Genomic DNA, 14188 nt, shown 5'->3' with positions numbered 1-14188 from the left:
GCGGTGCCCGACGATCCGGCCCCTACCCGTTCGGCGGCCCGGTGATGCCCCACCGGGCCCGGGGACCCCACGCGTCCCCGCGCGTCCCCGCGCGGCCGGTGCTCTCACCGGCCGATCGCGTACCCCTGGGCGCCGCGCGGGTCGGCGGCGGCGCGCAGCAGGCCGGTGCCCGGGTCGCGGACCACCGCGCACACCCGGCCCAGCGTCCACGGCCCCGACACGGTGACCCGGTGGCCGCGCCGGCGCAGTTCGGCGATGGCGTCCGCGCCCAGGCGGTCCTCCACCACCAGCTCGCCCGGGGCGATCTCGCGCGGATAGAAGGAGGAGGGCAGGGCGTTGGTGTGGAACATGGGCGCGTCGACCGCCGCCTGCAGGTCGGTCTCCAGGGGGCGCGCCCCGCCGTGCACCAGGCGCAGGAAGAGCGTCAGCGACCACTGGTCCTGCTGGTCGCCGCCGGGGGTGCCCAGCGCCGCCACCGGCTCCCCGCCCCGGGTGACCAGCGTCGGGGAGAGCGTCGTGCGGGGGCGTTTGCGCGGGGCGAGGGCGCTGGGGGAGCGCGGGTCGAGCCAGAACATCTGGCCGCGGGTGCCCAGCGGGAAGCCGAGCCCGGGGACGACGGGGGAGCTGGCCAGCCACCCGCCGGAAGGGGTGGCCGCCACCGCGTTGCCGGCGGCGTCGACCACGTCCAGGTGGCAGGTGTCGCCGCGCTGCACGCCGGAGCGGTCCACGGTCGGCTCGCCGCCGGCCCGGTCGGCGGCGGTCGCGGCGGCCTCGAAGCTCAGGTCGGGCAGGTACGGGGCGCGGCCGCCGGGGGAGCCGGGGCGCAGCTCCAGGGAGGCCTCGGCCCCGACCAGTGCGGCGCGCTCGGCCGCGTACCCGGGAGAGAGCAGGGCGTCCAGGGGGACGTCGGTGAAGCGGGGGTCGCCGTAGTGCGCCTCGCGGTCGGCGAAGCCGAGCTTGGCGGCCTCGGTGACCAGGTGGACGAAGTCGGCGGAGAGCGGGTCGGCGTCCCCGGTGCCCAGGGCCTCGGCCAGGCGGAGCTGCTGGAGGAAGACCGGGCCCTGGCCCCAGGGGCCGGTCTTGTGCACGGTCAGGCCGTTGTACTCCAGGGAGGCGGGCTCCTCGTACGTCGCGCTCCAGCACGCCAGGTCGTCGCCGGTGAGCAGGGCGCGCTGGGGCTCGCCGGTGCCGCCGGGCGGCGGGTCGGCGAGGAAGTCGACGATCGCCTGGGCGACGAACCCCTCCCGCCAGACGCGGCGGGCGGCGTCGTAGACCCCTTCCCGGCCGCGGGCGGCGTCCTCGGCCTCGGTGAGCAGGCGCTCGTAGGCGTCGGCGAGGAGGGGGTTGCGGTGCAGGCCGCGGGGGGAGGGCACCGCGCCGCCGCGGTCCAGCCACACCCGGGCGGAGGTGGGCCAGTGCTCCAGGAAGATGTCGCGCACCCCGGCGATCTTGTCGGTGATCTGCGGGAGCAGCGGGTAGCCGGAGCGGGCGTAGCCGATGGCGGGCCCGAGCAGGTCGCGCAGCGGAAGGGTGCCGTGGTCGCGGGCGAGCAGCGCCCAGGCGTCGAACGCGCCGGGCACGCACGCCGGCAGTACGCCGCTGCCGGGGATGCGCTCCGCGTCCCCGAACGCCTCGGGGGTGGCCGCTGCGGGGGAGGGGCCCTGGCCGCAGAGCACGGCGGGGCGCTCCCCGGCGGCCTGGAAGACGATGGGCACCTCGCCGCCGGGCCCGTTGAGGTGGGGCTCGACCACCTGGAGGGTGAACCCCGCGGCCACGGCGGCGTCGAAGGCGTTGCCGCCGCGCTCCAGCACGGACATCCCCACGGCGCTGGCGATCCAGTGGGTCGACGCGACCATCCCGAAGGTCCCGCGCACCTCGGGCCTGGTGGTGAATCCGCTCATCCGGCCGTCCCTCCGTCCGCTCGTGTGATCTCGTACACGGTATACGGATGGTCGCCGAACGGAAGGGGCGCCCCCGAAGGGCGTAACGTGGTCCGCCGTCCGTACCGAGGCGGAACGGGGAGAGATGACCGACGAGTCCGGATCCACGGTGGCCCTGCGCGGGGGCGGGGCGCTGTCCTGCCTGGTCTGCGGGAATGACACCTTCCATGAGCGCCGGTGGCAGCTGAACACCGCCGGTGCGACCTTCTTCGACGTGGACTTCCTCAACCAGAGCGCGACGTGCTACGTCTGCTCCCGGTGCCGGCACATCCACTGGTTCAATCTCTGAGGTCCGTGCCGGGGGCGCTCTCCTCGACCCGTTCGGGCGACGTGTAGGTGGCAGAGACCCAGGCCGTGAGCGCCATCAGGACGGCGAGCACCGACCAGACCAGGAGCACGCCCCACCACCGGTCCTGCAGGTCGCCCAGGAACATCGGCATGATGAGCCCGGCCACCGGCAGGGCCAGGCCGAGTCCCAGGGCGGCCGCCATCGGCCTGGTCGGCGCCCGGCGGCGCACCAGCCGCAGGGCGCACACCGCGGTCACCACCAGCCCGCCCGGCGCGAGGATGAGCGCGAGGAACAGGGAGTTGCGGCGCTGGTCGACCGGGTAGTGGCCGGTGCGCCCGGGGTCGCCCCCGGCGGTGATCTCCCGCGGCAGCCCGCGCCAGACGGTGCCGGTCACCTTCTGTCCCTCCTCCAGGCGGCGCAGTATCGACCGGGGAGCGTGGGTGCGCGTCTGGAAGCGGGGGTCGTCCACGGCGGTGAGGGTGAGCTCGTTCCGGGCCCCCCGTCCCCGCTCGGTGACGATGTCGGAGGCGGTGAACTCCTGCTCCCACAGGCAGTCGGCCGACCCCCCGGGCGGGGAGGCGCAGGGCTCGGCCTCCAGGTAGGCCCGGTTCTCCCGGTCCCCGTCGGGGAGGTTCACGGCCAGCGCATAGGCCGAGCCGCCCACCATGGCCAGCCCGCAGACCAGGGCGAGGACGCTGGCGACGGCGCTGCGCAGGATCCGGGAGGGGGCGACGGGGAGCATGTCCCGATTGTTCCAGTGGCGGAAAAAGAAAGACCAGCGGGTGCCGAAGCATTCCCGCTGGTCGTAGTGCGGCCCTGAGCGGCCGCTGCGATGTGCCCCCTGGAGGATTCGAACCTCCGCACCCGGCTCCGGAGGCCGGTGCTCTATCCCCTGAGCTAAGGGGGCGCGCTGCGTGGACAACTCTAGCAGCACTCCGAGGGTGGATCGTGCGAAACGGCCGCGCGGCCGATGGGGCGGGCGCTAGTCTCGCCAGCGTGGGAGATGCGGTTGCACGGGTGCTGGTGGTCGACGACAACGAGGTCATCAGGCAGCTCATAGCGGTGAACCTGCAGCTCGAAGGGTTCGAGGTGCACCAGGCCGTCGACGGCCGCGACTGCTTGGAGCGGGCCGAGGAGGTGCGCCCGCACGTGATCACCCTCGATGTGATGATGCCGCGGCTCGACGGCTGGGTCACCGCCACCCGCCTGCGCGAGAACGCGGGGACCCGCGAGGCCAAGGTCGTGCTCATCACCGCCCGCGCCCAGGGCGAGGACCTGCGGCGCGGCGAGGAACTGGGCGTCGACGCCTACCTCACCAAGCCCTTCGACCCGAACGAGCTCATCGGGACCGTCCGCGAACTCGCCGGGGTCGCCTGATGGCGCTCCCCTCCGCCGCCCCCTGGGAGGTCGACGCGGCCGTGCGCCGTGCCGCCGCGGACGCGCTCGGGGCCGACCCCCGCGCCCTCCCGCCGGCCGACCCCCGGCGGGAGAAGGGCACGCTCCGGCTCACCTCGGCCCTCGCCCTCCGCCTGGCCAAGGGCGCCGGAACCGGCCCCGAGCGCCTGGCCCGCGGCATCGCCGCCCGGCTCGAAGGCGAGGACGGCATCGCCCGCGCGAGCGCCGCCGCCGACGGCCGCCTCACCCTCGAACCCGAGCCCGCCCTGTTCGGCGCCCTGGTGCGCACCGCCCGCAACGGCGCCTTCCACCTCGGCGCGGGCCGGCGCCGGGCCTTCCCGGCGCCCGGCGCCCCCGATGCCCCCGACTGGGCCCTGACCGACCTGTGCGGCCTTCCCGCACCGTCGGCCGCCCGCGCCGCCGCCCGCGACGACGCCCGCCGCCGGCTGCGGTGGCTGCTGGAGGGCGAGCGGAAGGGCGGGCAGAGCGCGGAGCGGGGCGAACCGGCGGCGGAGGCGGGGTGGCGCGAGCCGCTGGCCGACCGGCCCTGCGGCGGCTCCGCGACCGCCCTGCTCCTGGCCGCCGTCGGGGAGGCCTCCGCCCGCATCGCCTTCTGCCGGTCGCTGTCCGAGCACCCCCGGCCGGGCGAGCTCACCGGCCCCGGCCTGCCCGCGCTGCCCACCGCAGACGCCCCCGGCGCCTGGGCCCGCTTCACCGCCGACAACCCCGCCTTCGCGGTGCGCTACGCCCACGCCCACGCGGTCACCGCCCTGCGCCGGGGCGGGGAGGACGGGGAAGAGGAGGGAAGAGACCGCGCCCCGTGCGCGTTGCCCTCTGCGGACGGTCCCGCCGCGGATCCGGCCGGCCTGGTCGGCGCGCTCTACGACGGTCCCGGAGCCGCCGCCGCGGCCGGGCGACGTGGGCGACCGCATATGCTGGTCAGATACCTGGAGGGACTGGCCACGGCCTACCATGTGTGGGCCGAGACCCGCGACGGAGCGGGAGGACCGGGGGAGCGCGCCGCCGACCGGCAGGACACGCGCGCCGCCGTCGCCGCGGTGCTCGGGGCCGGCCTCCTCCTGCTCGGTGTGACCGCGCCCACAAGGCTCTAGGCACCCGGTCCCGTCCCGCCCGTGACACGCTTCGGCGACAGCGCCGTCGCCCGCCCACAGCCCGCCCCACACCGCCGAGAGCCGCACATGAGCCGATACGCCCACCCCGCAGGTCCCCGACACGCGGACGTGCTGCCCGAGGACAACCCGCCCGCCCCGCCCGAGGACCTGTACACCCTCGACCCGCGGGTGTGGCCCGGCGGCGCCCACCGCACCGACGGCGAGATGGTGCTGGGCGGCGTCAGCGCCACCGCGCTCGCCCGGCGCCACGGCACCCCGCTCTTCGTGCTCGACGAAGAGGACTTCCGCGCCCGCGCCCGCGACTTCCGCGAGTCCTTCGCCGCCGTGGGCGCCGACGTCTACTACGCCGGCAAGGCCCTGCTCACCAAGGCCGTCGCCCGCTGGGTCCGCGAGGAGGGCCTCAAGCTCGACGTGTGCAGCGGCGGCGAGCTGGCCGTGGCCCTGGCCGCCGGGTTCCCGCCCGCCGACATCGGCCTGCACGGCAACAACAAGTCCGCCGCCGAGCTCGACCGCGCCGTGGAGGCCGGGGTGGGCCGCATCATCGTCGACTCCTTCGACGAGATCGACCGCCTGGAGCGCATCGCCGCCGAGCGCGGCGCCCGCCCCCGGGTCCTGGTCCGCGTCACCACCGGCGTCGAGGCGCACACCCACGAGTTCGTCGCCACCGCCCACGACGACCAGAAGTTCGGCCTGGCGCTGAGCACCGGCGCCGCCGAGCGCGCCGTGCGCCGCCTGCTGGAGTCCGACCGCATCGAGCTGGTCGGCCTGCACTCGCACATCGGCTCGCAGATCTTCGACACCGCCGGCTTCGAGGTGGCCGCCCGGCGCGTGGCCGCCTTCCTGGCCCGGGTGCACGCCGAGACCGGCGCCACCCTGTCCGAACTGGACCTGGGCGGCGGCCTGGGGATCGCCTACACCCCGGCCGACACCCCGCTGGCCGCCAAGGACATCGCCCAGAGCCTGAGCGCCATCGTCGCCCGCGAGTGCGCGGCCGGCGGCCTGCCGGTGCCGCGGCTGTCGGTCGAGCCGGGCCGGGCCGTCGCCGGCCCCGCCGGCGTCACGCTCTACACCGTGGGCACCGTCAAGGACGTCGAGGGCATCCGCACCTACGTCAGCGTCGACGGCGGCATGAGCGACAACGTGCGCACCGCGCTGTACGGGGCCGAGTACACCTGCGCGCCCGCCTCCCGGGCCGGGTCCGCCGAGCCGATGCTCTCCCGCCTGGTCGGCAAGCACTGCGAGAGCGGCGACATCATCGTCAACGACCTGTACCTGCCCCGGGACCTGCGCCCCGGCGACCTGGTGGCGGTGGCCGCCACCGGCGCCTACTGCCACTCGATGGCCAGCAACTACAACCACCTGCCGCGCCCCGCCGTGGTGGCGGTGCGCGACGGGTCCTCCCGGACGCTGGTGCGCCGGGAGACCGAGGAGGACCTGCTCCGCCTCGACCAGGGCTGAGAGAGTGCCGTCCGTGAGTTCTGTGAGTTCCGTGAGAGAAGTGGGAGTCACCCCCCTATGGCGATGAAGGTGGCGCTGCTCGGATGCGGCGTCGTGGGTGCTGAAGTCGTCCGCCTGGTCGACGAGCAGTCGGAGGAGCTCGCCGCGCGCATCGGCACGCCGGTGGAGATCGGCGGCATCGCGGTGCGCCGGCTCGGCCGCACCCGCGGCACGGGCCTGGACCCCGAGCTGTTCACCACCGACGCCATGTCCCTGGTCACGCGCGACGACATCGACCTGGTGGTGGAGGTCATCGGCGGCATCGAGCCCGCCCGTTCGCTCATCCTGGCCGCGGTCAAGTCCGGCAAGTCGGTGGTCACCGCCAACAAGGCGCTGCTGGCCGAGGACGGCGCCACGATCCACGACGCCGCCCGCGAGGCCGGGGTCGACGTGTACTACGAGGCCGCCGTGGCCGGCGCCATCCCGCTGCTGCGCCCGCTGCGCGACTCCCTGGCCGGGGACCGCGTCACCCGGGTGATGGGCATCGTCAACGGCACCACCAACTTCATCCTGGACCGGATGGACGCCCAGGGCGCCGGGTTCGCCGAGTCCCTGGAGGAGGCCCAGGCGCTGGGCTACGCCGAGGCCGACCCCACCGCCGACGTCGAGGGCTTCGACGCCGCCGCCAAGGCCGCCATCCTGGCCCGGCTGGCCTTCCACACCCGGCAGGTGACCGCCGCCGACGTGCACCGCGAGGGCATCACCGGGGTGACCGCCGCCGACATCGCCAGCGCCAAGGCGATGGGCTGCGTGGTCAAACCGCTGGCGATCTGCCAGCTGTCCCCGGACGGCGCCTCGGTCGGGGTGCGGGTGCACCCGGCGATGCTGCCCCGCGAGCACCCGCTGGCCACCGTCGGCGGCGCCTACAACGCGGTGTTCGTGGAGGCCGAGTCGGCCGGGAGGCTGATGTTCTACGGCGCCGGCGCCGGCGGGTCGCCCACCGCCAGCGCGGTCCTGGGCGACGTGGTGGCGGTGGCCCGCAACCGGCTGGCCTCCACCTCGGTGGGCGAGGGCGCGCACGACAGCGGGCTGCCGGTGCACCCGATGGGCGCCACCGTCACCCGCTACCACCTCTCGCTCGACGTGGCCGACCGCCCCGGCGTGCTGGCGCAGGTGGCCGAGGTCTTCGCCGAGAACGGGGTGTCCATCATGAACGTGCGCCAGGAGGGCCGGGGCGAGGACGCCCAGCTCGTCCTGGTCAGCCACCCCGCCCCGGACGCGGCGCTGGACGCCACGGTCGAGCGGCTGCGCGCCCTGGACGAGGTGCGCTCGGTGGCCAGCGTCATGCGGGTCGAGGCGCTCGGCACCGGGGCGTGAGTCTCGGCTGGTGAGACCGGTCGGGGGCGGCGGACGCACCGCCGCCCGCGGCCCTCTAGACTGCTGGCGCGGGTTCCCGCGTTTTCCCATTGATGATTATTGATCGCGAGAGGTCCCTGTCGTGAGCATGGCACGGGCGTGGCGCGGGGTGGTCGAGGAGTACCGCGACCGCCTCCCGGTCACGGCGAACACCCCGGTCGTCACCCTCCAGGAGGGCGGCACCCCGCTGGTACCGGCCCGGCGGGTCTCGGAGCTGACCGGATGCGAGGTCTTCCTGAAGGTGGAGGGCCTCAACCCCACCGGCTCCTTCAAGGACCGCGGCATGACGATGGCGATCAGCAAGGCCGCCGAGGACGGCGCCAAGGCGGTCATCTGCGCCTCCACCGGCAACACCAGCGCCAGCGCCGCCGCCTACGCGGTGCGCGCCGGCATGACCTGCGCGGTGCTGGTGCCCCAGGGCAAGATCGCCATGGGCAAGCTGGCCCAGGCGCTGGTGCACGGCGCCAAGCTGCTCCAGGTCGACGGCAACTTCGACGACTGCCTGGAGCTGGCCCGCAAGCTGTCGGTGGACTACCCGGTGGCGCTGGTCAACTCGGTCAACCCCTACCGGCTGCAGGGCCAGAAGACCGCCGCCTTCGAGGTGGTCGACGCCCTCGGCGACGCCCCCCACGTGCACTGCCTGCCGGTCGGCAACGCCGGCAACATCAGCGCCTACTGGATGGGCTACAAGGAGTCCGCCTCCGAGGGCCCGGCCACCCGCACCCCGCGCATGCTCGGCTTCCAGGCCAGCGGCGCGGCGCCGATCGTCGGCGGCGCGCCGGTGCGCTCCCCGCGCACCATCGCCACGGCGATCCGGATCGGCAACCCGGCGTCCTGGCAGAGCGCCGAGCAGGCGCGCGAGGAGTCCGGCGGCGCCATCGACGCGGTCACCGACCGCCAGATCCTGGCCGCCTACCGGATGCTCGCCGCCGAGGAGGGCGTCTTCGTCGAGCTGGCGTCGGCGGCCAGTGTGGCGGGGCTGCTGCAGGCCGCCGAGGCCGGCGCGGTCGAGCGCGGCTCCCGGGTGGTGTGCACGGTGACCGGAAACGGCCTGAAGGACCCCGACTGGGCGCTGGCCGGCGCCTCCTCGGCGACCACCGTCCCGGTGGACGCCCGCGCCGCGGCCGGCGCCCTGGGCCTGGCGTGAGCGCCGCGCCCGCCGGGGTGCGCGTGCGCACCCCGGCCACCAGCGCCAACCTGGGCCCCGGGTTCGACGCCATGGGGCTGGCCCTGGACCTGCACGACGAGGTCGAGGCCGTCCCGCGCGCCGGCGCCGGGGTGCGCGTGAGCGTGGAGGGGGAGGGCGCCGGGCAGGTGCCCGAGGGCCCCGACCACCTGGTGGCCTCCTCCTACCTGGCGGCCTGCGCGGCCGCCGGGGCGCCCGCCCCGGGCGTGGAGCTGCGCTGCCGCAACGCGGTGCCGCACGGGCGCGGCCTGGGCTCCTCGGCCTCGGCGATCACCGCCGGGGTGGCGGCGGCCGCCGCGCTGCTCGGCCGGCGCGGCCCGGACGGCGGCCCCGACACCGACTGGATCTTCCGGACCGCCGCCGACATCGAGGGCCACCCCGACAACGTGGCCCCCTGCGTCTACGGCGGCTTCACCCTGTCCTGGGGCGAGCGCGGCGCCTGGCGTGCGCTGCGCCTGGAGCCCGACCCGCGGCTGCGGCCGGTCGTGTGCGTGCCCGCGGAGCGGCTGTCCACCGAGGCCGCCCGCGGACTGCTGCCGGCCGAGGTGCCGCACGCCGACGCCGCGTTCACCGCGGGCCGGGCGGCGCTGCTCACCGCGGCCGTTTCCGGCCACCCCGAGCTGCTGCTGGAGGCCACGCAGGACCGGCTGCACCAGCACTACCGTGCCGCCGCCATGCCCGACAGCGCGCGTCTGATCAGCGAACTCCGCGACCTGGACCACCTGCCCGCGGTGGTGTCCGGGGCCGGGCCCACCGTCCTGGTGCTGGCGGCGGCCCCCGGTGCCCGAAACGCCCCAGTGGCGGGCGATGCCGGGCAAATCCATCGGGATGCGGTTGATTCGATTCACGCGCGAACGGGTACGGGATGGCACATACGCCCCTTAGCAATCGATCCGGCTGGGGTGCGGATCAGTTCTCCCCGTTCATTGACCAGTGTCGAGGAATAGCCTTGGGCTCCGGTGATGTTAGGCTGGTCGTAGCACCAGATGCCCCGATGCGGGGCGTGTGCTCATCCGCCACAGGGACCTCCGCGTCGGCTCCGTGCGTGCGCCGCAGCGCGCCGCGCCCGGAACGAGGCCGGGCCCCCGTGTCGAGCTCACGTCGCCCCCGCGGCCCCGCCCATCCCACCGAGGCGCCGTCCTCGCCCGGCGAGAGCGACAGAACGGTCCGCGGGACGAACCATCGAGCTCACCGCCCCGACGTCTGGCTGTACCCAGAGCCCGCCGCGCTTGGGTAAGGGCGCCGACCGACGGTTCCCGACAACCACGTGGGGCACGCCCGACCCGGCCCCCGCCGGTTCGCACCACCGGGCCGGCCGTTCACGACATGACAACGGCACGAGCCCGCTCCTTGGGAAGGACCCTTAGTGAGCGACACCACCGAACTCCACACGGACGCGGCGGTCAGCAGCAACGACGAATCCACCGCGCCCGCTGCGGACGCCGGCGACGGCGCGGCACGCGCCGCCAAGAGCGCCTCGGCCCGGTCCCGGGCCTCGTCCGGCGCCACCGGGCTGTCGGCGCTCAAGCTCACCGAGCTCCAGCGGCTCGCGTCGAGCCTGGGCATCACCGGCACGGGGCGGATGCGCAAGAACGACGTCATCGCCGCCATCGAGGCCAAGCAGGGCGGCCCGGTGGCCGCCCCCAAGGCCGACCGCAAGGAGGCCGAGGACGCCCCCGCCAAGGGCGCCGCGGCCAAGAAGGGCCGGTCCTCCGGGGGCGGCGGCAAGGGCGCCGCGAAGGGCGCCGAGCAGGACGGCCCGAAGGCCGACAAGGACGCGGGCGCCGAGGGGCCCGCCGACCGCAAGGACCCCGCGGGCCAGGAGGCCCAGGGGCAGGCCGAGGGGGGCAGGCCCGCACGCGGCCGCCGTTCGGCGCGGCGGCGCCCCGACGAGGCCGAGCAGGCCCCGGCGGCCGCGGAAGCCAATGAGACCCCGACCTCCGCGAGCAGTGTGAAGACCTCCAGCACCTCCCAGAAGAGCGGCTCCGACGGCGGCGAGGGCCGCAAGCAGGGCCGCGATCGCCAGCGCAACCGCCGCAACCGGGGCGGACGCGACGACGGATCCGCCGAGGGCCAGGGCCAGGGCCACGGCGACGGCGGCGGCCCCCAGCACCAGAACTCCGGTGGCGGGCGCCAGAACGCCGACGACGACTCCGGCGGCGGGCGCCGCCGCGGGCGCCGCCGGGACCGCCGGGACCGCCGCGGCCGCGACCGCCAGGAGCCCGAGCCCGTGATCAGCGAGGACGACGTCCTGCTGCCGGTCGCCGGCATCCTCGACATCCTCGACAACTACGCCTTCGTGCGCACCACGGGCTACCTGCCCGGGCCCAACGACGTCTACGTCTCGCTGGCCCAGGTGCGCAAGTACGGGCTGCGCAAGGGCGACGCCATCACCGGCGCGGTCCGCCAGCCCCGCGAGGGCGAGCGCCGTGAGAAGTTCAACGCGCTGGTGCGCCTGGACACCATCAACGGCATGGCGCCCGACCAGGCCCGCAACCGCGCCGAGTTCTCCAAGCTCGTCCCGCTCTACCCGCAGGACCGGCTCCGCCTGGAGACCGAGTCGAACGTGCTGACCACGCGGATCGTCGACCTGGTCGCGCCGATCGGCAAGGGCCAGCGCGGCCTGATCGTCTCCCCGCCCAAGGCGGGCAAGACGATGGTGCTGCAGTCGATCGCCAACGCGATCACCGAGAACAACCCCGAGTGCCACCTCATGGTCGTCCTCGTCGACGAGCGGCCCGAAGAGGTCACCGACATGCAGCGCACGGTCAAGGGGGAGGTCATCCACTCCACCTTCGACCGCCCGGCCGAGGACCACACCACCGTGGCCGAGCTGTCCATCGAGCGCGCCAAGCGCCTGGTGGAGATGGGCCTGGACGTGGTCGTGCTGCTGGACTCCATCACCCGCCTGGGCCGCGCCTACAACCTGGCCGCCCCGGCCAGCGGGCGCATCCTGTCCGGCGGTGTGGACTCCACCGCGCTGTACCCGCCCAAGCGGTTCTTCGGCGCGGCCCGCAACATCGAGAACGGCGGCTCGCTGACGATCCTGGCCACCGCGCTGGTCGACACCGGCTCGCGGATGGACGAGGTCATCTTCGAGGAGTTCAAGGGCACCGGCAACATGGAGCTCAAGCTCAACCGGTCCCTGGCCGACAAGCGGATCTTCCCGGCCGTGGACGTGGACGCCTCCTCCACCCGCAAGGAGGAGATCCTCATGTCCCAGGAGGAGCTGTCGATCATCTGGAAGCTCCGCCGGGTGCTGCACGCGCTGGACGCCCAGCAGGCGATCGAGCTGCTCCTGGACAAGATGAAGGACAGCAAGAGCAACGCCGAGTTCCTGATGCAGGTCCAGAAGACCAGCCCGGGGGACAACTAGCCCGTTCCGTCCGCCCGGCGCACCTGAGGCGGCCCTTCCTCACGGGGGAAGGGCCGCTCTCGTGTGTCCTGGGCCACATGTCCCCCTTTACGGGGCCCACGCCACGGGCTTAGCATCTTCCCGCACATGGGCATACGGTGTACGACGATCGCGGTCCCCCGCCTGTTCCAGACCGGCTCCAGCCCCCCGGGAGTGCCCTGGATGGACGACCCCGCCCTGCTCAGCCTCTTCGCCCTGGCCCCCATCATCACCGTCGGCGTGCTCCTGGTCGGGCTGCGCTGGCCCGCCAAGTACGCGATGCCCGCCGGATACGCCGTCGTGGTGGCGGTGGCCGCCGCCGTGTGGAGGGTGGACTGGGCGGTCATCGCCGCCTCCACCGCCCAGGGCCTGATCCTGGCCGCCGGGCTGCTCTACATCGTCTTCGGCGCCCTGCTGCTGCTCGCCACCCTCACCCAGAGCGGGGCCATCACCACCATCCGCGCCACCTTCACCGGCATCAGCCCCGACCGCCGGGTGCAGGCGGTCATCATCGGCTGGCTCTTCGGCAGCTTCATCGAGGGCGCCTCCGGCTTCGGCACCCCCGCCGCGGTGGTCGCCCCGCTGCTGCTGGCCCTGGGCTTCCCCGCGATGGCCGCGGTCATGGTGGGCCTGATCATCCAGAGCACGCCCGTGAGCTTCGGCGCCGTGGGCACCCCCATCCTCGTCGGCGTCAGCGGCGGGCTGGCCGACGCCCCCGGCGTCGAGGCGCACACCGCGGCCGCCGGCACCTCCTTCACCGCCATGATCGAGGACATCGGCCTGCAGACCGCCGTCCTGCACGCGATCACCGGCACCCTGGTCCCGGTCTTCCTGTGCTGCCTGCTGTGCGGCTTCTACGGGGGCCGCCGCCGCTTCACCGACGGCCTTGCGGTCTGGCCCTTCGCCCTGTTCGCCGCCCTGGCCATGGTGGTGCCCTCGGTGCTCTACAACGCCTTCCTCGGCGTGGAGTTCACCTCCCTGCTGGGCGGGCTCACCGGGCTGCTGATCGTGGTCGCCGCCGCCCGCGCCGGCTTCCTGATGCCCACGACCCCCTGGGACTTCCCGCCCCGCTCGGCCTGGGAGGCGCGCTGGACCGGCCGCCTGGTGCCCGACGCCGCCCCCGCCGACGGCGACGGGCCCCGCATCGGCCTGGTGCGCGCCTGGTCGCCCTACCTGCTGGTGGCGGCGGTGCTCATCGCGACCCGGCTGATCGCCCCGGCCGAGGAGTGGCTGCAGGGCGTCCGGCTGGGCGCCGACGACATCCTGGGCACCGGCATCGGCGAGGCGGTGCAGGTCCTCTACTCCCCGGGCGCCGCCTTCATCGCCGTCTGCCTGGCCACCTACGGCCTGCACCGGATGAGCGGCCGGCGCATCGCCGCCTCCTGGCGCACCGCCGGGGGCCAGCTGGCCGGGGCGGCGGTGGCGCTGCTGTTCGCGGTGCCGCTGGTGCGGGTCTTCATCAACTCCGGCGAGGGGTTCTCCGGGGCCGGGCTGGAGAGCATGCCGCTCACCCTGGCCCAGGGCGCGGCCGGACTGGCCGGGGGCGCCTGGCCGCTCCTGGCCCCCTGGATCGGCGCGCTCGGCGCCTTCGTCGCCGGCAGCAACACCGTCTCCAACCTGATGTTCAGTTTGTTCCAGTTCTCCACCGCCGAGCGGATCGGCGCCGTCCCCGAGGCGGTGGTGGCCGCCCAGGCGGTGGGCGGCGCCGCGGGCAACATGATCACCGTGCACAACGTCGTCGCCGCCTCGGCGGTGGTGGGCCTGGCCGGGCGCGAGGGCGACCTCATCCGGCAGACCGTGATCCCCCTCACCTACTACCTGCTGGCCTCGGGCGCGCTGGCGTACCTGTTCGCCTACGGGTTCGGCGCCAACGCCGGGGCCGTGCAGCTCGCGGCGCTGCTGCTCGCGCTGGCCGCGGCGGTGGTCCTGCTCCGCCGGCGGGACGCCGCCGAAGCGGCCGCCTACCAGGCCGCGGGGCCCCGCGAGTAAGAAACAGCG

General features: G+C 74.9%; 11 protein-coding genes and 1 tRNA gene. 9 read left to right on the top strand and 3 right to left on the bottom strand.

Annotated elements, in window-relative coordinates; translation table 11 throughout:
• Window positions 1–104: 104 nt before the first annotated feature.
• The gene (locus tag C892_RS0118440; RefSeq protein ID WP_017558371.1) at window positions 105–1901 is read right to left on the bottom strand and encodes a gamma-glutamyltransferase family protein; all 1797 of its coding nucleotides are present in this window, start codon (window positions 1899–1901) and stop codon (window positions 105–107) included.
• A 124-nt stretch (window positions 1902–2025) separates the two neighbouring features.
• Here C892_RS0118440 and C892_RS0118435 point away from each other — a divergent pair, with 124 nt between their 5' ends.
• A complete protein-coding gene (locus C892_RS0118435; protein WP_017558370.1) occupies window positions 2026–2229 on the top strand; it encodes a hypothetical protein in 204 nt (67 codons plus the stop codon).
• Here C892_RS0118435 and C892_RS0118430 read toward each other — a convergent pair.
• Window positions 2219–2971 carry a hypothetical protein gene (locus tag C892_RS0118430; RefSeq protein WP_017558369.1) on the bottom strand — a complete coding sequence of 251 codons (753 nt, stop codon included), beginning with the start codon at window positions 2969–2971 and terminating at the stop codon, window positions 2219–2221. The two genes, C892_RS0118435 and C892_RS0118430, sit on opposite strands and share 11 nt — an antisense overlap.
• A gap of 93 nt (window positions 2972–3064) precedes the next feature.
• Window positions 3065–3136, bottom strand: a tRNA-Arg gene (locus C892_RS0118425).
• Between the two features lie 110 nt (window positions 3137–3246).
• Between C892_RS0118425 and C892_RS0118420 the strand changes: the two genes are divergently transcribed.
• The 8 genes from C892_RS0118420 (at window position 3247) to C892_RS0118385 (ending at window position 14179) form a co-directional block, all read left to right on the top strand.
• Entirely contained in the window at window positions 3247–3606 is a 360-nt protein-coding gene (locus C892_RS0118420) for a response regulator transcription factor (protein WP_017558368.1), read from the top strand.
• Window positions 3606–4736: a DALR anticodon-binding domain-containing protein gene (locus C892_RS0118415; protein ID WP_017558367.1), complete on the top strand. Its 1131-nt coding sequence runs from the start codon at window positions 3606–3608 to the stop codon at window positions 4734–4736. Before C892_RS0118420 ends, C892_RS0118415 begins: the two co-directional genes overlap by 1 nt.
• 87 nt (window positions 4737–4823) lie before the next feature.
• Complete coding sequence (lysA, locus tag C892_RS0118410; protein ID WP_026124477.1) at window positions 4824–6215, top strand: diaminopimelate decarboxylase; 1392 nt, start codon at window positions 4824–4826, stop codon at window positions 6213–6215.
• 57 nt (window positions 6216–6272) lie between these two features.
• Window positions 6273–7571 carry a homoserine dehydrogenase gene (locus C892_RS0118405; RefSeq protein ID WP_017538357.1) on the top strand — a complete coding sequence of 433 codons (1299 nt, stop codon included), beginning with the start codon at window positions 6273–6275 and terminating at the stop codon, window positions 7569–7571.
• A 127-nt stretch (window positions 7572–7698) separates the two neighbouring features.
• Window positions 7699–8757, top strand: coding sequence for a threonine synthase (gene thrC / locus C892_RS0118400; RefSeq protein WP_017558365.1), 1059 nt, complete (start codon window positions 7699–7701; stop codon window positions 8755–8757).
• Window positions 8754–9743 (top strand): homoserine kinase, encoded by a 990-nt coding sequence (thrB, locus tag C892_RS0118395; RefSeq protein ID WP_017538355.1) that lies wholly within the window; start codon window positions 8754–8756, stop codon window positions 9741–9743. The genes thrC and thrB overlap by 4 nt, the downstream gene beginning before the upstream one ends.
• Window positions 9744–10162: 419 nt before the next feature.
• The gene (rho, locus tag C892_RS0118390) at window positions 10163–12172 is read left to right on the top strand and encodes a transcription termination factor Rho (RefSeq protein WP_017558364.1); all 2010 of its coding nucleotides are present in this window, start codon (window positions 10163–10165) and stop codon (window positions 12170–12172) included.
• Between the two features lie 201 nt (window positions 12173–12373).
• Window positions 12374–14179 carry an L-lactate permease gene (locus tag C892_RS0118385; protein WP_017558363.1) on the top strand — a complete coding sequence of 602 codons (1806 nt, stop codon included), beginning with the start codon at window positions 12374–12376 and terminating at the stop codon, window positions 14177–14179.
• The last annotated feature ends 9 nt before the right edge of the window (window positions 14180–14188 follow it).

The organism is Nocardiopsis baichengensis YIM 90130 (assembly GCF_000341205.1).
GTDB lineage: Bacteria > Actinomycetota > Actinomycetes > Streptosporangiales > Streptosporangiaceae > Nocardiopsis_A > Nocardiopsis_A halophila.
The sequence above is the reverse complement of the archived record's forward strand: the minus strand, read 5'-3'. Positions and strand labels throughout refer to the sequence as shown.